This is a genomic window from Ochrobactrum sp. BTU1 (genome assembly GCA_018798825.1).
GTDB lineage: Bacteria > Pseudomonadota > Alphaproteobacteria > Rhizobiales > Rhizobiaceae > Brucella.
Genome location: CP076354.1, coordinates 471,647 through 493,728 on the forward strand (window position 1 = coordinate 471,647; position 22,082 = coordinate 493,728).

Below are 22,082 nucleotides of genomic sequence, written 5' to 3' on the forward strand. Positions count from 1 at the left end.
TTGATGAGCGAAGCATCATTGGATAACCGCCCGCGTCTTGACCAGTTGCTGGTTGACCGCGGGTTGTTCGCCACGCGCTCGCGTGCGCGTGACGCCATTCAGCGCGGCACGGTGAAGGTTGACGGCAAACCCGTCACCAAGCCGGGGCAAAATGTTCTGCGTACGGCAGAACTAAGCGTGGATGATCCCGCAAGCGCCTATGTCTCGCGCGGTGCGCTGAAGCTTATCGCCGCACTCGATCACTTCAATCTCGATGTGAAGGGCCTGAGCGCGCTTGATATTGGCGCATCGACCGGCGGCTTTACGCAAGTGCTGCTTGAGCGCGGCAGCAATCATGTCATCGCCATTGATGTTGGGCATGACCAGTTGCATGAGAGCCTCCGCAATGACCCGCGTGTCACCAACAAGGAGGGCGTTAATGCCCGTGTGCTGGATTTCAGCCACCTTGATGGCCGCGATATTGGCTGCGTTGTTTCGGATGTGAGCTTCATTTCCTTGAAACTCGCTTTGCCACCGGCATTGGCCTTGGCGCAAAAAGATGCTATCTGCGCGCTTCTCGTAAAGCCGCAGTTTGAAGCCGGGCGTGAAGCCATCGGCAAAGGTGGCATTTTGCGTGACCCGAAAGACGGCGAACGCATTGCGGAAGAATTGAAATCATGGCTTGAGACGCAGCCCGGTTGGCGCGCGCTCGGCCTTTGCCCGTCACCCATTGAGGGCGGCGACGGCAATCGTGAATATCTCTTGGCAGGAAAGAAAGACCAATGACGACCCAGGTAACAATCCGCTCGATGGGTGCGGGCGGCGATGGCGTCGCCAATCTTCCCGATGGTCAGCTTTTTGTGCCTTTCACACTGCCCGGCGAAGTGGCCAATGTGGCGCGCGACAAAAACCGCGCGACAGTGATGGCATTGCTTGAAACCTCCGCTGAGCGTCAGGACCCAGCCTGCCAGCATTTTGAAGATTGCGGCGGCTGCGCTTTGCAGCATTGGCAGGATGAGCCTTACCGCGCATGGAAGCGCGAACTGGTGGTCTCTGCCTTAAAGGGCAGGGGCCTTGAGGTTGAAGTCGATGAGCTGGTCGCTTGCCAGCCACAGTCGCGCCGCCGTGCAACCTTTGCTGCGCGCAAGACGGAAAAGGGCGTGCTGCTTGGCTTTAACCGACACCAGAGCCACGAGATCATCGATATTGTCGAATGCGCCGTCACAGTGCCGGAAATCATTTCGCGGCTTGATGACCTGCGCGAAGTGGGCGCGTTGATTGCACCCGGCTCCAAGCCGTTCAAACTGGCGGCAACCGTAACCGCATCGGGCCTTGATCTGGCGGCAAGCGGCTGCGGCAAACTCACCGACGAGCAGCGCCGCGCGCTCACCGCACTCATTATGAAGAAAGGCTTTGCCCGCCTTTCGCATGAAGGTGAAATCATCGTCGAGCCTAAAAAGCCAGTTATTCATATCGGCAATGTGCCAGTTCCGGTGCCTCCGGGTTGCTTCTTGCAGGCAACGGTCGATGCAGAAGAAGCGATGGTGTCGCTGGTTCAGGCACATCTTGGCAAGGCCAAGCGCGTTGCAGACCTCTTCTGTGGTGTGGGCACATTCGCGCTGCATATTGCGGAAAAGTGCGCGGTCCACGCGATCGAAAACGATGCTCCGGCGCTGGCAGCGCTTGATCGCGGTATCCGCCATGTGCAGGGCCGAAAACCTGTCTCGGTTGAACGCCGCGACCTCTTCCGCCGTCCGTTGATGCCAAAGGAACTGCTGCCTTACAATGCAGTGGTCTTCGATCCGCCGCGCGCGGGTGCAGAAGAACAGGCGCTGGAACTGGCTAAATCCAAGGTGGAGAAGGTTGTCGCGATCTCGTGCAACCCGGTAACGCTTGCCCGCGACCTCGCCATTCTGGTGAAGGGTGGCTACCGCATTACCCGCGTCACACCGATTGACCAGTTCCTCTGGTCGCCACATGTCGAAGCCGTGGCGACGTTGGTGAAGAAGTAAAGTTGAGAGAAGAAGCCGGGCAATAAAGCTCGGCTTTTTTGTATTTCATTTTCGCGGGGGCGCTTATGAAAATTCCAGATAAGCTATATCGTTTTAGGCCGTTGGATGAGGCTCTCATAGAGCGAGAGTTGGACGCGCTTAAAAACAGTTATTTGTATTCTCCATCGTTTGCCAGCATGAATGATCCGATGGAAGCCTTTTACAATTTGGGAGATCCAGCGGACGCCATTGTTAATTCTATGCTCGAAGTGTCTGGGAAAAGCGTGGAGCATTTATATGGCTTAGCTAGAAATACTATAAGCGGTTTTGGCTTAGTTTCATTTTCAAATTCGTACGAAAATTTGCCGATGTGGGCATACTATGCCAGTAATTTTGCCGGTATGTGCTTGGAATTTGAAACCACAGATTTGCATATAGGTGATTTTCAAAACGAGAATGTTTACCCTGTGAAATATGAGCGGGATGCGCTGCCCGCTATTGGCTTTGTCGAGTTAGCTAACGGCTTTCCACACACCATCCAGGAAAGATTTACTCGCAAACGTATCGAGTGGAAACATGAGAACGAGTGGCGGCTTCTTGTTGGCAGTGTTGGGCGTAAGTACTATTTAGATGATGCGTTACGTCGAGTGTTCCTAGGGCCAAGAGTTAGTTCAGGCCATGTTAAGAAAATATGCTCACTTTTAGATCGACGTCCAGTTGAAATACTACAGGGCGAAGTTGAGGGATTCACATTAAAGTTTCACACCATAAAATCTGCTCGACCATTAGAAGAATGTGAGAAAACAGGCGCGGGGAGATTTGACTCAGACGACGCGTTGTACTCAGATTCATCGATAGCCGATAATATAATGGTTCCGATGGATGTTCTGCTTAAGCACTGTCAAAAAATCGCACTTCGTCCCAATTTGGAAGAGTTATCCTATATTGGCGTTGATAGCAGTAATAAGGACCAATTTTTTCTATCGATGCGGTTTAAATTGCGGAGTGGTCGTACAGTTTACCACACGCAATATCTAAGCAAGCGTTGCGAGTTGATTGAGGGAGCGCCTTGAAGTGGGGATGAAAATCACTTTTCGCTTAGCTTAACGCCCAATCAACCGCCGCTTCTGCATGTAGCCGTGTCGTGTCAAACACCGGCACGGGGCTGTCTTCTTGACCAATCAGCAGCATGATTTCGGTGCAGCCGAGGATGATAACCTCTGCGCCGCGCTCGACGAGGCGTTGGATCACCGCGCGGTATTTTTCGCGTGAGGCATCGCGCACTTCGCCAACAACAAGTTCTTGATAGATGATGTCATGCACGGTTTTGCGGTCGGCATCGTCGGGCGTCAAAACTTCAAGCCCATGCCTGGAGGCGAGGCGGCCTTTGTAGAAATCCTGCTCCATCGTGAAAGCGGTGCCGAGAAGGCCTACTTTGGAGAGGCCTTGGGCCTTGATCTTTTCTGCAGTCGGGTCTGCAATATGCACAAGCGGGATTGATGTGGCGCGTTCAATATCAGCGGCCATTTTATGCATCGTGTTGGTGCAGATGAGGATGAAATCCGCACCGCCCTTTTCAAGGTTTTGAGCCGCCTCAATCATCAGCTTTGTCAGTTCGTCCCATTTGCCCTGATGCTGGAGATGCTCGATTGCACCAAAATCCATCGACCACATCAGGCTCTTTGCCGAATGCGTGCCACCAAGCCTTGCACGGATTTCCTGGTTGATGATGCGATAATATTCCTGCGAGCTTTCCCAGCTCATCCCGCCAATCAGTCCAATCGTTTTCATCAAGCCCTCCCGGATATAATGAAGGGCGGATCGCTCCGCCCTCATTCTTCAATCACGCATAATGGTTCAGTGCGGTGATTACATCTTTTCGATGATTTTTGGATCGCCTTCATGCGCGCGGCCATTGGCAGCGAGGATTGCAGGCACGATGTCTTTGGCCTGATCGATCACCAGCGGCTTCACCTGATGCGCGGTGTGCAGGAAGCCCTCATTTGTCATGTGCTCAAGCAATGTGAGCATTGGTTGCCAGAAATTGTTGATATTGGCGAAGACCATCGGCTTGCGATGCTTGCCAAGCTGCGCCCATGTCATCATTTCCACGATTTCTTCAACCGTGCCAATACCGCCGGGAAGGGTGACGAAAGCGTCAGACTTCTGGAACATCAGATGCTTGCGCTCGTGCATGTCGCCGACGATGATGAGTTCAGTCAGCTCCTGCGCCTTTTCAAGGCTTGCTTCTTTGTCGAGCAGGAAGGTCGGGATGATGCCAGTGACTTCGCCACCAGCTTCCATCACACCCTGCGCAACCGCGCCCATGATGCCGCGTGTGCCGCCGCCATAAACAAGGCGAATGCCGTGTTCTGCAAGGGAACGACCGAGCGTCAAACCTGCTTCACGATAGATTGGATTTAAGCCCGTTGAAGAGCCGCAATAAACACAAATGGATCGAATCTCAGACATGATTTCTTGTGCGCCTTTGGCGTTTGAGCGTCAAGCTTTGGCTAGACTTTTCAAGCCAGACCTATAACTCTGGAAAGGTAAAATTTTGACAGGGAGTTCGATGGCATGAAGAAATGGATTTTGTTGGCAGGTCTTTCGCTGGCTGCATCGAATGCATCGGCAGGTGAGATCACGATCCAGCTTCCTGACGATGTTGATGTGACTGTAAATTCAGTGCTCTACAAATGCGGTGATCAGAATGTTTCTGCTACCTATTACAATGCGGGTGATAACTCGCTTGTTGAACTTGAAATGGAAGATAACACGGTCATCGCAGCCAATGTCCTTTCCGGTTCCGGTGCTAAATATGCGGGCGGGATTTACGTCTGGTGGACCAAAGGTGAAACTGCCGATTTGTATAATCTGATGGATGATCCGGAACAGGAAAAGCCGATCAGCTGCAAGGAAGAGTAATTTCACAGCAATAATCATTCGGATAGCGCTCGCAATTCGGCTCAACTTCTTGTGAGGTGCAGAAAAAAGCGATAAACCCGGAGGTTAATTTATCTCTTGTGGGTTTCGGGCCGAATGCAAAACTATAGATATGGGGTTATCGGTGTTCTTCTCGTCCTCGTTCTTGGCGGGGGCGCGTATTATTGGAATTCTCTGAAAGAGCAGGCTGTTACGTCGGATTCGGACGTTGCTGCAAAGGCTCCTGAAACCGGCAGTTCATCAAAGTCTGCCGAGGCGCAAGCGCCCGCTGCAACACAAGAGCCAGAAAAACCAGCCGATGCTCAGCCGCAGCAATCGACTGAACAGCCTGCGCCAGAGGCAGCAAAAGAAGCGCCGAAAGAAGCGAAAGTTCCGGTCTTCGATATTCTGCGTGTAGAAACAGATGGTTCTGTCGTAATTGCCGGTCAGGCTGCTGCGAATGCTGCCATCGAAATCATTTCCGGTTCCAAGGTGCTGGGGACGGCTAAGGCCGGTGAAAACGGCGACTTCGCTATCGTTCTCGATCAGCCGCTTGAACCGGGCGATCACCAGCTGGTGCTGCGTGCTGGCGGTGAGGGCGGCAATGTTGCAACCTCTGCGCAAACTGCGATTGTTTCCGTTCCCGATAACAGCAAGGGCCAGGTATTGGCGCTGGTTGAAGAGCCGGGCCAGGCCAGTCGCCTGATCACCAAGCCAGAAGTCCCAGCTCAGCAAACGACCGCTTCAACCGCGCCGGATGCAGCTCCTACCGAAACCGCGCCGCAGGCTAAGCCTGATCCCGATGCGCCGATTGCCATCGAGGCTGTCGAGATTGAAGGCGACAGGGTCTTTGTTGCAGGTAAGGCCAATGGTCCGAAGGATGGAAACAGCGTTGTTGTGAACGCCAATGATATCATGCTTGGTGCCAGCCCGATTTCGCCGGAAGGTCGTTTTCTGGTGCAGAGCCAGAAGCCCCTCGCAGTGGGCGACTACATTATTCGTGCTGATCTTCTCGATAGCTCTTCTCGTGTGATTGCCACAGCGCGCGTGCCTTTCCGCCGCGAAGCTGGCGAAAATGTTTCGGCTGTTGCTTCGGGAACTGGCGATCAGAACTCCAGTGCGGGAGAAGCAACCAGCGCCACACCTTTGCAGAAGGTGGAAGGCTCTGTGATCATCCGCAAGGGTGATAATCTCTGGACGATTTCGAAGCGAACATATGGTCAGGGTACACGATACACGACGATCTATCTCGCGAACCGCGATCAGATCCGTAATCCTGACCTGATTTTGCCGGGACAGGTCTTTGCAATGCCGCAGCAGCCGCTCGGTGATGACGAAGTGCAGCGCCGACTGCGGGATTCGGCAAACTGATATAAATCGGCAATATCTGTTTTGTGAACGCAGTGTCCTTTAGAAAGGATGCTGCGTTATATTGCCTTTTTGAGTATAATCGTATATCGTCGATTTACGATGAATATTTCCTTCGAGACGATGTCCGATGTTTTTCCGGGCGTAGACGACGACCTTGCGGCGCGTATTTATGCAGCGCTCGGTCATCCCGTTCGCATTCACATTCTCCGGCAGCTGATTCTTGAAGATGCCTGCTGCTGCAAGGATATTGTCGGCCGTCTCGACCTCGCTCAGTCCACGGTATCGCAGCATCTCAAGGTTCTCGTACAGGCCGGCCTTATCGACTATCGGCCCGACCGCCAGACTTCACGCTACAGCGTCAACTGGCAGCAATTGTCCATCATTCGTTCGCATCTCGCAGCCTTTCGAAATGGCTGCTGCGAAAAAACTGTCTGATTTGAAAGAAACATCATGAGTTCCCCCAAAACTGTTTCTGCCGATTCCGGCGAAACGTTCAAAACATTGCGAAATCTCTGGCCCTATATGTGGCCATCTGAACGCCCTGATCTGCGCATGCGCGTGGTTTGGGCGACGTTCTATCTGGTGATTTCCAAGATCGTTCTGATCCTTGTTCCCTATTTCTTCAAATGGGTGACGAATGCACTGAACGGACAGCTTTCAGCGCCCGATTACATTCCGCTGATCCTTACCGGCGCGGTCATGCTGGTGCTCGCCTATAATGCGGCCAAGATTATTCAGGCGGGGCTCAATCAGCTTCGCGATGCGCTGTTTGCCAGTGTCGGCCAATATGCGGTGCGTCAGCTTGCCTATAAAACCTTCGTGCATATGCACCAGCTTTCGCTCCGCTTCCATCTGGAGCGACGCACCGGTGGTCTCTCGCGTGTGATCGAGCGCGGCACCAAGGGCATTGAAACGATTGTCCGTTTCACGATCCTCAACACGTTGCCGACCATTCTAGAGTTTGCGCTGACGGCGGTGATTTTCGCCTTCGCCTATGGCTTTTCCTACTTGCTGGTAGTTGCTGCAACCGTATGGGCCTATACGTGGTTCACGATCAAGGCGAGTGACTGGCGCATCAATATTCGTCGCGAGATGAATGATTCCGACACCGATGCCAACACCAAGGCCATCGATTCGCTACTCAACTTCGAGACGGTCAAATATTTCGGCAATGAGACGATGGAAGCCAAGCGCTTCGATGCGTCGATGGCGCGCTATGAAGATGCCGCGACAAAAACCTGGACTTCGCTCGGCTGGCTGAACTTTGGTCAGGCTGTGATTTTCGGTGTCGGTATGGCCATTGTCATGGTGATGTCGGCGCGCGAAGTGCAGGCGGGTACGCAGTCGCTTGGTGACTTCGTATTCATCAACGCGATGTTGATGCAGCTTTCCATTCCGCTCAACTTCATCGGTTTCATCTATCGTGAAATCCGTCAGGGCCTGACTGACATTGAGCAGATGTTCGACCTTCTCGATGTACAGCAGGAAGTGCAGGACAAGCCAAGCGCCGAACCGCTTGATGTGGACAAAGGCGCAATCCGCTTCAACGATGTGCATTTCGCCTATGACGCCAACCGTCCGATCCTCAAAGGTGTCAGCTTTGAAGTGCCGGCGGGTAAGACGGTGGCGATTGTCGGCCCGTCAGGTGCAGGTAAATCCACGATCTCGCGTCTTCTGTTCCGCTTCTATGACGTTCAGTCCGGTTCGGTGACGATTGATGGGCAGGATGTGCGCGATGTAACGCAGGAGAGCCTGCGCAAAGTCATCGGTATGGTCCCGCAGGATACTGTGCTCTTCAATGACACGATAGCCTATAACATTCGTTATGGTCGCACCGATGCGAGCGATCAGGAAGTGGAAAAGGCAGCCGAAATGGCGCAGATTTCCGGCTTTATCAAACATCTGCCGGAAGGCTATCAGGCGATGGTCGGCGAACGTGGCTTGAAGCTTTCAGGCGGTGAAAAGCAGCGCGTGGCAATTGCTCGTACGATCCTAAAAGCTCCACCTATCCTCATTCTGGATGAGGCCACATCGGCACTCGATACAGCGACCGAGCAAGAAATTCAGTCAGCGCTCGATATCGTCAGCCGTGGCCGCACAACACTGGTGATCGCGCACCGTTTGTCGACGGTTATTGGTGCGGACGAAATCATCGTGCTGAAGGAAGGGCTGATTGCCGAACGTGGTACGCATAGGGCGCTTCTGAAGCAGGATGGTCTTTATGCTTCGATGTGGAACCGTCAGCGTGAGGCTGATGAGGCAGAAGAACGCCTGCGTCAGGTCCGCGAAAGTGACGACATGGGCGTCGTCACGCGTGGTGCGCCTGCTGCTGAGTAAATAATCGCTTGTTAAACCAAACACCTGTGACCTTTGCTCATAGGTGTTTGGTCAGGCCTGAGCGTAGATGAATTTCTCAAAGCTTGATGCTCAGCATTTTAGTGCTTTGGATTAGTATATGATCACGAACCCTGACAGTCGTGAATAAATTGCGAAATACGTTTCGATTTTAAACGGGATGAGGTAAAACCGGGCCAAGCGTCGCATCGTGCCGTTGATCAGGGGAGATTTTCGGCAAAGCGGTGCGCATATAATTCACTAGAACGCATGGTGTGTCGGAGAGACTTGCCGCGTTCCAGAAGGAAAAACGATGAGCCTGTCTGATACCATTCGCAACACTTTCGTGCCGATCCATCGTGAAGGTTATCCGTTTATCGCGGGCTTCTTCGTGGTTTCGCTCATTCTGGGCTGGCTGTGGAACCCGCTGTTCTGGATTGGTCTCGTTCTGACCATCTGGTGCATTTATTTCTACCGCGATCCTGAGCGTGTGACGCCAATCGCCGACGATCTTGTGATCAGCCCGGCTGATGGCAAGGTTTCTTTTGTTGGCCCCGCAGTGCCGCCAGCGGAACTGGATCTCGGCGCAGAGCCGCTTATGCGCGTGTCTGTGTTCATGAACGTGTTTTCCGTTCACATCAATCGTGCGCCAGTGCGAGGTCGTATCGAGAAGATCTTTCATCGCCCGGGCAAGTTCCTCAATGCAGAACTTGATAAGGCCAGCACCGAAAACGAGCGCAATTCCGTTCTCATCGACAGTTCAAACGGCAAGGTCGGCGTTGTACAAATCGCAGGTCTGGTTGCCCGCCGTATCGTCTGCTGGTCACGCGAAAGCGACAATCTCTCGGTCGGTGAACGCTTCGGCCTGATCCGTTTCGGCTCACGCGTTGATGTCTATCTGCCAGCCGGTGCATCGGTTCGCGTTGCTGTCGGCCAAACCGCTGTGGCTGGCGAAACGGTTCTTGCTGAATTCGGTAGCGAACGCGTTGAACCTGTGGTGCGGATCGCCTGAGCCGATGGAAACACCATTCCCACCCTTCGAGCCTAATGGCCGCGTGGATTCATCCCGCGGCCCAAGACTGTCGCAGATTCCTCTGCGCATCGTAATTCCGAACGTCATCACGGTTCTTGCCATCTGTGCAGGCCTGACTGGCATTCGTCTGGCATTTGAGCACCGCTTTGAACTCGCAGTAACGATGGTGCTGATTGCGGCGTTTCTCGACGGTATTGATGGCCGCGTCGCCCGCATGATGAAAGGCTCGTCGAAATTCGGTGAGCAGATGGATTCGCTGGCCGATATCGTCAATTTTGGCGTCGCGCCGGCATTGGTGCTTTATGTTTTCGTACTTGATCAGGCGCGCTCCTTCGGCTGGATTGCGGCTCTGCTTTACGCCATTGCCTGCTGCCTGCGTCTTGCCCGCTTCAACGTGATGCTGGAAGATCCGAACCGCCCTGCATGGCAGAGCAATTACTTCATTGGCGTGCCTGCACCAGCAGGCGCCATGTTGGTTCTGTTGCCCGTCTATCTCGGCTTCCTTGGGCTGACACCAAGCAAGGGGCTGGCTTTCGGTGTTGCGATCTACACAGTTGCCATAGCTTTCCTGCTGGTCAGCCGCTTGCCGGTTTATAACGGCAAGTCCGCCGGTAGCCTCGTGCGCCGCGACATCGTTATGCCGCTGATCCTCATGGTGGTGATTTATGTGGCATTTCTGATGAGCTTCACATGGCACACACTGACACTGACAGCGCTAGCCTATGTTGCCTTTCTGCCGCTTAGTCTGCTGGCATGGAACCGTCGTGAAGCAGCCGATAAGAAGGCCGCTCATGAAAACGAGCCGTCAGAAGACGTCTGACGGTAAGTTTTGGAGAATAAAATTTGCGCGCTTCTGAACCGTTGATTTCGGCAGGAGCGCGATTTCATATCCAAACTGCTGATATGTCTGCTCCATTGCATCGAATGTGCGTTTCGCCTCATCGAAGTCCTGTTTGCGCTCGGCGTCCTGGCCAAAAATCTCTGCCCAAGGTGGAGCGAGAAACACCGTTCTGTTATATCGAATCGTGGACGCTGTTTGCCGAATGTGTTCAGGCACCGGCAATCCACAAAGCGTGAGATAGCCGATAACATCAGGCACACCGCGATCAAAGAACACCGGTCCTTCGTTGTTACCGGCAAGATCGTAAGAGCGCATCTCCCACGAAAGCATCAGTTCCGCAAACAAGGAGCGATCTGCCCATGGCAGTGCTTTCCCGCCGATTTCTACCTGATGCTGAATGATGGCGCGGCCTGCTTCGACACTGCGTGCAAAGCCCCGCTTCTCCAGAGCATCGATGAGTGTGCTTTTGCCTGATCCGGGTCCGCCACTGATAATGATAAAGCGTTGATAGTCGTGAGACATTGGTCCTCCAGTAAAATGGGAATGTGCGCGTGCATAAGCGCGCGAAGGAACAGTCTTGTCTGGTAGGGGGAAGGTCCGCTTTAAAATGAGCCGGAAAGGTCGGCAGGAGCGGAATATTTAGAGCATATCCCGAAAAATGCGAAGCGGTTTTCGGAAAAAGATGCGCGTAGAAACAAATAGATAGAGCATTTCCAATGACTCAATCAAAACAGGAAATGCTCTAGAAAGGATAAGTCCGGCCTTGGCATCGTGCAAGGCCGGATCTGCAAAAATCAGGACGGCATATGATAGTCGAGGAAGCGATCCTGACGCACATCGTAAAGCTTGCCGGTAACATCAAGGTTCGGATCGGCTAGTTTGACGATCTTCTCGGCGACTGACTGTGGTGTTGGCAAAGTTTCCGGATCTTCACCTGGCATTGCCTGCGCACGCATGGCGGTGCGGGTTGCGCCCGGATTAACCGAGTTGACTTTGAGCTTCATCTGCTTTGCTTCTTCTGCCCAGCAACGCGCCATCACTTCGACTGCGGCCTTGGAAGCGGCATAAGGGCCCCAGAATGCGCGGCAGGAGTGAGCAACACCTGATGAGAGCAGAATTGCACGTCCAGCATCAGATGCACGCAGCAGCGGGTCTGTGGTACGGATGAGGCGCCATACGCTGGTCACGTTGACATTCATAACCTTGTCAAATGTCTTGGCTTCGACATGACCGATGGGGGAAATCGTGCCAAGGACGCCAGCATTTGCAACGAGAATATCGAGTTTACCCCAGCGCTCATGAATAGAGCCGCCGAGACGATCAATCGCTTCCATATCGGTAATGTCGAGCGGAACGAGCGTCGCGGTGCCACCGATCTTACGAATTTCGTCGTCAAGTTCTTCCAAACCGCCAACAGTGCGTGCAACGGCGATCACATGAGCGCCGCGCTTTGCAAGCTCAAGCGAAAGAAAATATCCAATACCGCGTGATGCGCCTGTTACCAAGGCGATACGGCCCGTAAGGTCGCCCTTAAGGTCAGTTGTCATTCTACCCCCAATTTCGTGCAGGAACATGAAACAGGCGGCCTTTGAGCCGCCTGCGTGAAGACTATCGATCAGCCGTTAGAAGCGAGAAGCGACAACGTGTGAACGTTGCTTTCGCCTTCCTGATCGACAATACGGGTTGGATATTCACCCGTGAAGTAGTGATCGGTGAAGGCGGGCGCCTTAGGATCACGAGGTTGTCCACCGACGGCCTGATAAAGTCCATCGATTGACAGAAATTCTAGCGAATCTGCACCGATATAGCGGCACATCGCTTCGAGACTATCATACTGGTTTGCCAGCAGCTTATCACCGTCCGGTGTGTCAATGCCATAGAAGTCTGGATGGAAGATCATCGGGCTTGCAACGCGAATATGCACTTCCTTGGCGCCTGCATCGCGGATCATCTGAACGATCTTGACCGAAGTGGTGCCACGGACGATGGAATCATCCACCAGAACAACGCGCTTGCCTTCGATCATCGCACGATTGGCGGAGTGCTTGAGCTTCACGCCAAGTGCACGGATCTGCTGGGTTGGCTCAATGAAGGTACGACCGACATAGTGATTGCGGATGATACCATATTCAAACGGAATGCCGCTGGCCTGCGCGAAGCCAAGCGCTGCCGGCGTGCCGCCATCCGGCACAGGAACAACCACGTCAGCTTCGATTGGCGATTCTTTCGCCAGTTCCATGCCCATGTTCTTGCGCGCAACATAAACGCTGCGACCGCCAACAACCGAGTCAGGACGTGCGAAGTAGACATATTCAAACAAGCAAAGGCGTTCCGGTTGCGGATTTTCGGCCTTGATGCAGTCAGTCGTGATCGAACCATCTTTCTGGATTTCACAGATGATGACTTCGCCGTTTTCCACGTCGCGAATATATTTCGCGCCGATAATGTCGAGAGCACAGGTTTCCGAGCAGAAGATCGGTTTTCCGTCGAGTTCGCCCATGACGAGGGGACGAATGCCAACCGGGTCGCGCGCCGCAATCAGCTTCGTGCGCGTAAGCGCCAGCATGGCATAACCGCCTTCGACCTGACGGATTGCATCGACAAAACGCGCGCTCGAGGAAGCTTGACGCGAACGGGCGATCATGTGCAGCACAACTTCGGTGTCCGATGTTGCCTGGAAAATGGCACCGGACGCGATCAGCTGCTTGCGCAGCGTAATGCCATTGGTGAAATTGCCGTTATGCGCAATCGCGATGCCGCCAACTTCCAGCTCTGCGAAAAGTGGCTGTACATTACGCAGGATCGTTTCGCCGGTGGTGGAATAACGCACATGGCCGATGGCGCGATCGCCGGGCAAACGATTGAGCGTCGAAGCATCGGTGAAGTGATCTCCAACCAGCCCCATATGGCGCTCCGAATGGAAGCGGCGGTTGTGGTAGGAAACAATACCGGCGGCTTCCTGTCCGCGATGCTGAAGGGCGTGCAGACCAAGCGCTGTCAGCGCTGCCGCGTCCTCATGGCCGAGAATACCAAATACACCACACTCTTCATGCAACGTATCATCGTCCAGCATAAAGGAAGTTTCGTCATGCGATTGTTGGAACATCGTCCGCAAGGCCTTTCGATTGCGGTTTGTTAAAAGCGGTATTTACAGGAAAAGGCGTCACTTTAAAAGCGGTCCGTTTCACCTGCGTCATTTTCAGCTCTCAATATAAGGATGGATTGAGGCTGAAAACAGATGAAACCGGCAGCGCTAGGCATACCGGTTTCAAAAAAGGTGGTTCAAGATCAGTTTGCAGCCGGTGTATCGTCCGGTACAGGTGCTTCCGTCTGATCGCCTGTCTGGCCACTTGGCTGGCCGGTTGCAGGTGCCTGACCTTCCTGGCCTGGCTTAAACTGCTTGATGGCCGCTTCTGGGTCCGCAGGCAAAAGATCGATCAGCTGCTGGCCAAAGGAATCAAGCATTGGCTTGGATTTTGCGTTGCTCACCCATGCAGGTTGGCCGGTTGGCACCAGCCAGTTGAAGAACAACATCGCGACAACAACGAGAAGAACACCGCGTGCAGCGCCGAACAAGAAGCCGAGCGTCCGATCGAGTGCACCGATGCGACTGTCGATGATGAAATCAGCGATCTTCATGGTGATCAGCGAAACAACGATCAGAACCACGAGGAAAACCGCACCGGCGGCTGCAATCTTCGCGATTGTTTCGTTGTTGATATAGGGCTGGAGGTACGGCAGAACCGGCTTATAGAAAAGATACGCAGCGGCGGCGGCTGCGGCCCATGAGACCAGCGAAAGCACTTCACGCGAAAAACCACGGACCATCGCAAGAACGGCCGAAACCAGCGTTATTCCGAGTAGAATTCCATCAAGTAACGTAATCGGCATTCTGGCCTGTCCTTAATTTATACGCAGCGTGGCTTTTTCGCCTGCGGGGCAGTCAAACTTGGCTGAGCATAACAGCGGAAAGTTGACGAAACCTTCCGCTATTAAATCTCATTAAATTCAATGATCTGCAACCTTATGGTCGCAGATGAAACTTACTTCTTACCCGGTCCCGATGCAGCGATACGCGCAACAAGATCGGGTAGCGCCGTAGTTTCTACGAGGCCGAAGTTGCGGTCTTTCCAGAGTTCGCTGCTTCCGCCCGGCACTACTGATTGCCGGAAACCGAGCTTTTCGGCTTCCTTCAGTCTCTGTACTGCATGCGAAACCGCACGAACAGCACCAGAAAGGCTGATTTCGCCGAAATAAACACTATCTGCGGGCAGGGCAATACCTGCAATGGATGAAACAAGCGCCGCAGCCACGGCAATATCCGCCGCTGGCTCACTGATGCGATAGCCACCCGCCACATTGAGATAGACATCATGCTGGCCAAAACGCACGCCGCAATGTGATTCGAGAACCGCCAAAATCATCGCGAGACGGCTTCCATCCCAGCCCACAACCGCACGGCGCGGTGTACCGAGCGAAGAGGGGGACACGAGTGCCTGTATCTCGACCAGAACCGGGCGCGTGCCTTCCATGCCTGCAAAAACAGCAGCTCCAGGCGACTTTTCGTTGCGCTCACCAAGGAACAGTTCAGAGGGATTGGAGACTTCGCGCAAGCCGCCATCCGACATCTCAAAAACGCCGATTTCATCGGTCGGGCCGAAACGGTTCTTGACCGTGCGTAGAATGCGGTACTGGTGTCCGCCTTCACCTTCAAAATAGAGAACGCCATCGACCATGTGTTCAACCACGCGCGGGCCGGCGATCTGCCCTTCTTTGGTGACGTGGCCAACGAGGACGACCGCAGCACCTGTCTGCTTGGCATAGCGGATCATTGCTTGAGCAGAGGAACGCACCTGCGTCACTGTACCGGGTGCGGAATCTGCCATGTCAGTCCAGAGCGTCTGGATTGAGTCAATGATAACGAGATCAGGTCGCTTGCCATCAGAAACGGTGGCAAGAATATCTTCGACATTGGTTTCGGCGGCCAGTTCTACCGAAGAAGACGCAACGCCTAAACGTTGTGCACGCAGACGTATCTGCGCGACGGCTTCTTCGCCGGATACATAGACGATTCGGTGCCCGCGATTGGCGAGAGCTGCCGCCGCTTGTGTCAACAGCGTTGACTTGCCGATGCCGGGATCGCCACCAATCAGGATAGCCGAACCACGGACGAAGCCACCGCCAGTTACGCGATCAAGTTCGCTGATGCCGGAAATGATGCGAGGCGCATCTTCGATTTCGCCAGACAAAGATGTGAGGGCAACGGCGCGGCCTTTGCGCTTTGAAAGCATGGAGCCAGGGCCGGAGCCAATGCCACTATTGGTGCCTTCTTCGACGAGTGTATTCCACTCGCCGCAGCCGTCGCACTTGCCAGCCCAGCGCGTATGAACTGCGCCACAATTCTGGCAGATGAACTGAATGCGTGCTTTGGCCATCAAGCACGCTCTTTAAGATCGGAAAAACTATTCATATTGCTCCGGGATACAAGCAATTCCAGGAAAAGTGCTTAGCGGTTTTCCGTTCGGAATTGCGACCAAAAGGAACATTCGATTTATTCATACTGCTCCGGGATATAAGATCCCTCGGCCAAATCTGCAAATCGCGTGAACTCGGCCTGGAAGGCGAGTTTAACTGTACCCGTTGGTCCGTGACGCTGCTTGGCAACAATAACGTCAGCGGTGCCCTTTACTTTTTCAAAGTGCTGTTTCCACTCTTCATACTTAGGGTCGAACTCATCGCGAGGCTCGAGGTTCTTAACGTAATATTCCTCACGGAACACGAAAAGTACTACGTCGGCGTCCTGCTCGATCGAACCCGATTCACGAAGATCGGAGAGCTGAGGGCGCTTGTCGTCACGGCTTTCCACCTGACGCGAAAGCTGTGATAGCGCGATGATCGGAACATTGAGTTCCTTACCAAGCGCTTTGAGACCCGTGGTAATTTCGGTGATTTCCTGCACGCGGTTCTGTGCCGAAGCTTTTGAGGAACCAGTCATCAGCTGAACGTAGTCGATGACCAGAACGTCGAGACCGCGCTGGCGCTTCAGGCGACGCGCACGCGCTGCCAGCTGCGCAATTGAGATACCACCGGTCTGATCGATATAAAGCGGGATCTTCTGCATATGCTGTGAGCAGGCGACCAGCTTTTCAAAATCCGATTCAGTAATATCACCGCGACGAATCTTCGAGGAAGACACTTCCGTTTGCTCAGAAATGATACGGGTCGCGAGCTGCTCCGCCGACATTTCGAGTGAGAAGAAGCCAACAACACCGCCATTGATTGCCTTCATCGTGCCATCGGCCTGCTGCTCGGCTTCATAGGCATTGGCGATGTTGAAAGCGATGTTCGTAGCAAGCGAGGTCTTACCCATACCCGGACGACCTGCAAGAATGATCAAGTCGGAAGGCTGCAAACCACCCATTTTGCCATCAAGCGTATGAATGCCCGTGGACACACCCGAAAGGTGGCCGTCGCGCATGAAAGCGGCGTTCGCCATATCAACGGCGGTGGTAACGGCATCCTTGAACGCCTGAAAACCACCATCATAACGGCCCGTTTCTGCAAGTTCGAACAGACGGCGCTCGGCGTCTTCGATCTGTTCCTGCGGCGCATTATCAACCGGCGCGTCATAAGCGACGTTGACCATATCTTCGCCAATGCCAATCAAAGCGCGGCGCGTTGCAAGATCATAGATCGCACGGCCATAATCTTCGGCATTGATGATGGTCACGGCTTCGGTGGCGAGACGCGCGACATACTGGAATACAGTCAGATCACCGATCTTGCCCTCATTGGGCAAGAAAGTTTTCATGGTGACAGGATTAGCCATCTTGCCGACGCGGATAAGATCCGTGGAGATCTCGTAGATACGGCGATGCAAGGGCTCGAAGAAATGGGTCGGTTTCAGAAAGTCTGAAACGCGATAAAAGGCGTCGTTGTTGATGAGGATAGCGCCCAAAAGCGCCTGCTCTGCTTCAATGTTGTGGGGTGCTTCCCGATAAAGCGTCTCTTTTTGATCGCGCGCATCGTCAAGTTTGCGTACCGCCGCTTCCGCCATGATTCTCTAGTCCTGTCCCTGATCTCTCCAGCTAGCTCTGAAGTGAAGCTAAACGCAACGCAGCCTCAAGGTGATTCCTGCTGGAAGATACAAGCTATACCATGATTCACAGGCATCCACAGTTCACGGTTCAATCTTTTGCACCGGGACTTGACGTTTGTTGTGATGCAGAATGGCTGCTGCTACGAAACCCGAAACAAGCTCAGAGGGATTCTTTTATGCGTTCTCGTTTCATATCGGCGTGGCTGGCGGCCATCGCTTCGTTGTCATTTCTGTCTTTTCCTGCGGCAGCTGCTGAACCGATCAAGGTTAAGGTCTTCATCGCTGCAATGTTCGAGATCGGCGAGAACAGCGGCGATCGCGCAGGTGAATTTCAAAACTGGTATGAGCGCTATTGGAAAGATGCCAAGCCTATCGAAGTGAAAGGCGCATTGAAGCCCGTCTATTGTAACGATGATGGTGTTTGCGGCGCAGTGCTTGGCATGGGCAAGGTGAACTCATCTGCCAGTATGCAGGCTATTCTTCTTGACCCGGCTTTTGACTTCTCGAAAAGCTATTACGTCCTGTCGGGTGTTGCCGGTACGCCACCTTCACGCGGTACGATTGGCGATGTGAGCTGGGCGACATGGCTTGTTGATTATGACCTTGGGCACCGCTGGGCTCCGGAAGAAGGCAAGGCAGGCGAGCCGGTCTTCATGCCGCGCAAAGGTTATGAAGACTATCGCGTCTTCAAGCTCAACCCCGATCTTGTTGCTGCCGCCATGCGTCTCGGCAAAGACGTGAAGCTTGAGGATTCGAAGGAAGCGCAGGCCTATCGGATGCGTTATCCGGACAAAGCTGCACAATCAGCACCGTCTTTGAAGGAAGGCACTCATATGACGGGTGATACTTTCTTTCATGGTCCGGGATTGTCGAAAGAAGCGCAATACATTGCAAAGCTTTACGGCGCTGACGACTATTTGATCACCGAAATGGAAGCTGCTTCGATCACCCTCGTCATCAAGCGCCAGTTCGGCACGGATCGTATTCTCAGCCTGCGTGGAGCCGTGAACTTCGATCAGGGCAATCCAAACGAAACCACGTTGCAGCACCTTGATCCAGCACCGGGCGAAACCGCTGGCGGCTTTGCCGAAACAGTCAAGAATATCTACCTCGTCGGCGCTCCGGTCGTCGATGAAATCACGACCCATTGGGATAAATGGGAAGCCGGTGTTCCTAAAGCTGAATAAGCAGAAAGGGGCTGTGTGAATGTTCACGCAGCCCCTTTCTTTGTATGTCAGCACTATTGAGCTTTGGCTCTTTTTTTGGGTGCTTGCGTCTCGCTGTTGGCACCTTTTGGCGCGCTGTCGAGCCGCTTGAGTCGCTTTTCCTCAGCCTCAATGTAATTGCGTGTTAGCGGCACGGCTTCCTGCTTATGTGCAATCTGAATATGGAACACCATCATGTTCTGCCAACGGAATGCACTCTCAGAGGCTGCGAGGTAAAATTCCCACATTCGGCAGAAACGTTCGTCATAAAGAGCTTTGGCTTCCTCGCGTCGAGCCATAAATGCAAGACGCCATTCTTTGAGCGTTTCGGCATAATGAAGCCGCAAGATTTCAATGTCAGTGACATAAAGCCCTGCTTTCTCGATATGCGGCAACACCTCGGAGAGGGCAGGGATATAACCACCCGGGAAAATATATTTGCGGATGAATGGGTTGGTTGCGCCAGGGCCATCGGCGCGGCCAATAGCGTGAAGCAGGAAGACGCCGTCTTTTTTTAGCAAGCGCGCCGCATGTTGAAAATATTCAGCGAAATGTCCGACGCCGACATGCTCGAACATTCCTACTGAGACAAGCCGGTCGAACTGGTCATCGATATTGCGATAATCGGTCAACTGAAACTTGGCGCGGTCCGCAAGATCTTCTTCGGCTGCGCGTTTGTTGGCGATAGCGTGCTGTTCTTCTGAAAGCGTGACACCGGTCACATTGGCTTTGAGATAACGGGCGAGATAAAGCCCCATGCCGCCCCAACCGCAGCCAATATCCAGAATTTTGTCGCCTTCATTGACGAGAAGTTTCGCTGCGATATGGCGCTTCTTCGCGAGTTGTGCCTCAGCGAGCGTCGTATTGGGTGTTTCAAAGTAAGCGCAGGAATACTGCTTGTCCGGATCAAGGAACAGATCGTAAAGCGCGCCTGAAAGGTCGTAATGGCTTTTCACATTGCTCGATGAGCGAGCCAGATTGTTCATCTGCTGGAAACGCCGAAACAGCACGCGGAATTTGCCAGCTGCCTTCATCCAAGGCTCGGTGGCGGCTATTGGCCCCGTGTTTTCGAAAACCACTTTCAGCAATGTGTAAATATCGCCGTAGAGAAAATCGATTTCGCCATCCATGAAGCATTCGGCAAGCTTCAATTCAGGGTCGAGCGCTACGGCGCGTTCAGCATGTCGAGTATTAAAACGGATATGAACCGGCTCGCCGGTCTTGTCTCCATACTGATTGGCAGTCCCATCAGAATCGGTAACCGTTAGGTCCCCGGTTTTGATCATATGCGAAAGAACAGTACGCAGCATTCCATACATCGGCCCCATCTCCTTGTTGAGATTAGAGCAGGTGCAAACATCCATGCGATTGCATGGCAGGCGGCCCGTTGCCTTTATAAAAGCCGCGCTGTCATCAGATTTTCAGGCAATTCCCATTTGGTCAGTCAGTCTTTGGCCGGCCTCTGGCTTTTCGCCTGAGCAAACGCGGACGTTTCCGTCAGCACCCTCTCCAATCCAATACTAAAATGAAGAATAGGCACTTTTGCCGATCTGAAAAGAGAAAATGCCCGACGGAGACCGCCGGGCATGATCATATAAAGTTTACCACTATGGGAATGCCAGCCAAAGAGGCTGGCATTTCTCGGATGATAGACGGCTAAATTAAGCCTGGTCTTCTGCTTCTTCGTCTTCGTCGAAGATTTCTTCAGCAAGCGGAGCTTCTTCGATGCCGTAGATAGCTTCGATAGAGGTGAGGTCTTCACCCTTTGCCTGACGTTCTGCTTCTTCGGTCGAACGTGCGATGTTGACAGTAACGCTGACCTGAACTTCTGGATGCAGCGAAATCGAAACTTCGTGCAGGCCAATTGCCTTGATTGGCTGGTTCAGTTCGACCTGGTTGCGGTGCAGGTTGAAGCCGTTTGCGGTGATGATGTCAGCGATGTCGCGGGTCGAAACCGAACCGTAGAGCTGACCGGTTTCACCAGCCGAACGAACAACGATGAACGATTCGCCGTTGAGCTTTGCAGCAACTGCTTCAGCTTCGTTCTTGCGCTCAAGGTTCTGAGCTTCGAGCTGCGCGCGCTGGCCTTCAAACTTCTTCTTGTTGGCTTCGTTGGCACGAAGAGCCTTGCCCTGCGGCAGAAGGAAGTTACGGGCAAAGCCGTCCTTGACCTTAACAGTGTCGCCCATCTGACCGAGGCGAGCGATGCGTTCCAGAAGAATAACGTCCATTTGAGTTTCCTTTCGAGTGTTTCAATATGTTTATTGGTTGTTGGCGTCTGGCATTTTTGAGATCGGCGCACCGCGCGATGTATCGAAAAGACCAAAAACCATGAAGACAAAAAGCAGGAATGCGAAGAGGATAATCGCCACATAAACGAGCCACAGCACCACTGGGCGCCAGGCTTTTCCACGCGTGCGCATGTGGAATGTTGCAAGACCTGCAATCATGAAGCCGAAGCTCAATGCTCCAACAACTACCGTTGCAATCAGGCCAGCTCCACCCGGCAGAAACGCTACTGCGAGCGCCACCGCAAAAACGAGCAATGCCGGACGCGGCATACGCATGGTCGCGGGCCAGTCATCACGCGGACGGCGTAAACGGCCAGAAAGAGCTGTAAGGCGCAGAGCCAGATAGAGATTACCGACCAGAATGGCAAGGCAGGTTGCAGGCTGAACCGCAGGCAAGGCTACCATCAGAAGAGCCGTAACGCTCTGGCGCATTTCATCGCTAGGTGTGAACTGTGGATCAGCCTCAGCCAGACGATCGATCAGCGTATTAGCCAGCTCGCGAGCCATATCCGGCCCGAAACCCAGAATGAAACCAATTATGATGAAGCTGACAGCAACCATCAGCGCGAGACGGAAAACAATATCCGAAAGCGGATACCAGACCATGACGTCTTTAGGACCGCCGAGTTCGGAAGCCGGACGTGCGAGGCCGGAAAGATACGCGCCTGTTGCAGCGGGCACGTAGCTTGTTAGTGCCATCAGCACTGCTGCCATGGGGGCTGCAAACACGCCGATCGCAATGGTGGCGGCTGCAGCGGCAACAAGCCCTGCGCTCGAACCCCAACCAAGGGCGGCAACAAAAATTGGTAACGGCGTCAGGAAATACAGAACCACCGCCATGCCCGATTGAGCAATGACACCAGACGACATCAATGCCGAGGCAAGCCCCGCCAATATGCCGACTCCAATGATGGTTCCGTTAAACTTCATAAACTCGCTGTCCTGCTCCGGCTATTCCGGTTCTGCAGTTAGAGACGGCACAAGGGCTTCGCCTCAACTTGGGTTTTAAATTACAC

General features: G+C 53.5%; 21 protein-coding genes. 10 read left to right on the forward strand and 11 right to left on the reverse strand.

Going from position 1 to position 22,082, the window contains the following annotated elements:
* Nucleotides 1-3 precede the first annotated feature (3 nt).
* The 3 genes from KMS41_02210 (at nucleotide 4) to KMS41_02220 (ending at nucleotide 3,043) form a co-directional block, all read left to right on the forward strand.
* The gene (locus KMS41_02210) at nucleotides 4-765 is read left to right on the forward strand and encodes a TlyA family RNA methyltransferase (GenBank protein QWK78082.1); all 762 of its coding nucleotides are present in this window, start codon (nucleotides 4-6) and stop codon (nucleotides 763-765) included.
* Nucleotides 762-1,991 carry a class I SAM-dependent RNA methyltransferase gene (locus KMS41_02215; protein ID QWK78083.1) on the forward strand — a complete coding sequence of 410 codons (1,230 nt, stop codon included), beginning with the start codon at nucleotides 762-764 and terminating at the stop codon, nucleotides 1,989-1,991. The genes KMS41_02210 and KMS41_02215 overlap by 4 nt, the downstream gene beginning before the upstream one ends.
* 128 nt (nucleotides 1,992-2,119) lie before the next feature.
* Nucleotides 2,120-3,043: a DUF2971 domain-containing protein gene (locus KMS41_02220; protein QWK78744.1), complete on the forward strand. Its 924-nt coding sequence runs from the start codon at nucleotides 2,120-2,122 to the stop codon at nucleotides 3,041-3,043.
* A gap of 25 nt (nucleotides 3,044-3,068) precedes the next feature.
* Here the strand turns inward: KMS41_02220 and KMS41_02225 are convergent, their stop codons facing one another.
* Nucleotides 3,069-3,761 carry an aspartate/glutamate racemase family protein gene (locus KMS41_02225; GenBank protein ID QWK78084.1) on the reverse strand — a complete coding sequence of 231 codons (693 nt, stop codon included), beginning with the start codon at nucleotides 3,759-3,761 and terminating at the stop codon, nucleotides 3,069-3,071.
* 78 nt (nucleotides 3,762-3,839) lie between these two features.
* The gene (locus tag KMS41_02230) at nucleotides 3,840-4,442 is read right to left on the reverse strand and encodes a TIGR00730 family Rossman fold protein (GenBank protein ID QWK78085.1); all 603 of its coding nucleotides are present in this window, start codon (nucleotides 4,440-4,442) and stop codon (nucleotides 3,840-3,842) included.
* 105 nt (nucleotides 4,443-4,547) lie between these two features.
* Between KMS41_02230 and KMS41_02235 the strand changes: the two genes are divergently transcribed.
* The 6 genes from KMS41_02235 (at nucleotide 4,548) to pssA (ending at nucleotide 10,450) form a co-directional block, all read left to right on the forward strand.
* Complete coding sequence (locus tag KMS41_02235; GenBank protein ID QWK78086.1) at nucleotides 4,548-4,895, forward strand: MliC family protein; 348 nt, start codon at nucleotides 4,548-4,550, stop codon at nucleotides 4,893-4,895.
* A gap of 114 nt (nucleotides 4,896-5,009) precedes the next feature.
* Complete coding sequence (locus tag KMS41_02240) at nucleotides 5,010-6,263, forward strand: LysM peptidoglycan-binding domain-containing protein (GenBank protein QWK78087.1); 1,254 nt, start codon at nucleotides 5,010-5,012, stop codon at nucleotides 6,261-6,263.
* Between the two features lie 48 nt (nucleotides 6,264-6,311).
* Nucleotides 6,312-6,698 carry a metalloregulator ArsR/SmtB family transcription factor gene (locus KMS41_02245; GenBank protein ID QWK78088.1) on the forward strand — a complete coding sequence of 129 codons (387 nt, stop codon included), beginning with the start codon at nucleotides 6,312-6,314 and terminating at the stop codon, nucleotides 6,696-6,698.
* A 15-nt stretch (nucleotides 6,699-6,713) separates the two neighbouring features.
* Complete coding sequence (locus tag KMS41_02250; protein QWK78089.1) at nucleotides 6,714-8,600, forward strand: ABC transporter ATP-binding protein/permease; 1,887 nt, start codon at nucleotides 6,714-6,716, stop codon at nucleotides 8,598-8,600.
* Nucleotides 8,601-8,910: 310 nt separating this feature from the next.
* Nucleotides 8,911-9,609: a phosphatidylserine decarboxylase gene (locus KMS41_02255; GenBank protein ID QWK78090.1), complete on the forward strand. Its 699-nt coding sequence runs from the start codon at nucleotides 8,911-8,913 to the stop codon at nucleotides 9,607-9,609.
* Nucleotides 9,610-9,613: 4 nt separating this feature from the next.
* Nucleotides 9,614-10,450, forward strand: a complete 837-nt coding sequence (gene pssA, locus KMS41_02260; GenBank protein QWK78091.1) for a CDP-diacylglycerol--serine O-phosphatidyltransferase — start codon at nucleotides 9,614-9,616, stop codon at nucleotides 10,448-10,450.
* Here pssA and KMS41_02265 read toward each other — a convergent pair.
* The 6 genes from KMS41_02265 to KMS41_02290 all read right to left on the reverse strand — a co-directional run bounded on the left by KMS41_02265 (nucleotide 10,436) and on the right by KMS41_02290 (nucleotide 17,528).
* Nucleotides 10,436-10,993, reverse strand: a complete 558-nt coding sequence (locus tag KMS41_02265; protein ID QWK78092.1) for an AAA family ATPase — start codon at nucleotides 10,991-10,993, stop codon at nucleotides 10,436-10,438. The two genes, pssA and KMS41_02265, sit on opposite strands and share 15 nt — an antisense overlap.
* A 272-nt stretch (nucleotides 10,994-11,265) precedes the next feature.
* Nucleotides 11,266-12,018, reverse strand: coding sequence for an SDR family NAD(P)-dependent oxidoreductase (locus KMS41_02270; GenBank protein ID QWK78093.1), 753 nt, complete (start codon nucleotides 12,016-12,018; stop codon nucleotides 11,266-11,268).
* A gap of 68 nt (nucleotides 12,019-12,086) precedes the next feature.
* Nucleotides 12,087-13,577 (reverse strand): amidophosphoribosyltransferase, encoded by a 1,491-nt coding sequence (locus tag KMS41_02275; GenBank protein ID QWK78094.1) that lies wholly within the window; start codon nucleotides 13,575-13,577, stop codon nucleotides 12,087-12,089.
* A 182-nt stretch (nucleotides 13,578-13,759) separates the two neighbouring features.
* Nucleotides 13,760-14,362 (reverse strand): CvpA family protein, encoded by a 603-nt coding sequence (locus KMS41_02280; protein ID QWK78095.1) that lies wholly within the window; start codon nucleotides 14,360-14,362, stop codon nucleotides 13,760-13,762.
* A 152-nt stretch (nucleotides 14,363-14,514) separates the two neighbouring features.
* Nucleotides 14,515-15,906 (reverse strand): DNA repair protein RadA, encoded by a 1,392-nt coding sequence (gene radA / locus KMS41_02285; protein ID QWK78096.1) that lies wholly within the window; start codon nucleotides 15,904-15,906, stop codon nucleotides 14,515-14,517.
* A 116-nt stretch (nucleotides 15,907-16,022) separates the two neighbouring features.
* The gene (locus KMS41_02290) at nucleotides 16,023-17,528 is read right to left on the reverse strand and encodes a replicative DNA helicase (protein QWK78097.1); all 1,506 of its coding nucleotides are present in this window, start codon (nucleotides 17,526-17,528) and stop codon (nucleotides 16,023-16,025) included.
* Between the two features lie 218 nt (nucleotides 17,529-17,746).
* Between KMS41_02290 and KMS41_02295 the strand changes: the two genes are divergently transcribed.
* Nucleotides 17,747-18,757 carry a purine nucleoside permease gene (locus KMS41_02295; protein QWK78098.1) on the forward strand — a complete coding sequence of 337 codons (1,011 nt, stop codon included), beginning with the start codon at nucleotides 17,747-17,749 and terminating at the stop codon, nucleotides 18,755-18,757.
* Nucleotides 18,758-18,810: 53 nt separating this feature from the next.
* Here the strand turns inward: KMS41_02295 and KMS41_02300 are convergent, their stop codons facing one another.
* The 3 genes from KMS41_02300 to KMS41_02310 form a co-directional block, all read right to left on the reverse strand.
* Entirely contained in the window at nucleotides 18,811-20,094 is a 1,284-nt protein-coding gene (locus tag KMS41_02300; GenBank protein ID QWK78099.1) for a cyclopropane-fatty-acyl-phospholipid synthase family protein, read from the reverse strand.
* Between the two features lie 342 nt (nucleotides 20,095-20,436).
* Nucleotides 20,437-21,006, reverse strand: coding sequence for a 50S ribosomal protein L9 (rplI, locus tag KMS41_02305; protein QWK78100.1), 570 nt, complete (start codon nucleotides 21,004-21,006; stop codon nucleotides 20,437-20,439).
* Between the two features lie 30 nt (nucleotides 21,007-21,036).
* Nucleotides 21,037-21,996, reverse strand: a complete 960-nt coding sequence (locus tag KMS41_02310) for a YybS family protein (protein ID QWK78101.1) — start codon at nucleotides 21,994-21,996, stop codon at nucleotides 21,037-21,039.
* Between the last annotated feature and the right edge of the window lie 86 nt (nucleotides 21,997-22,082).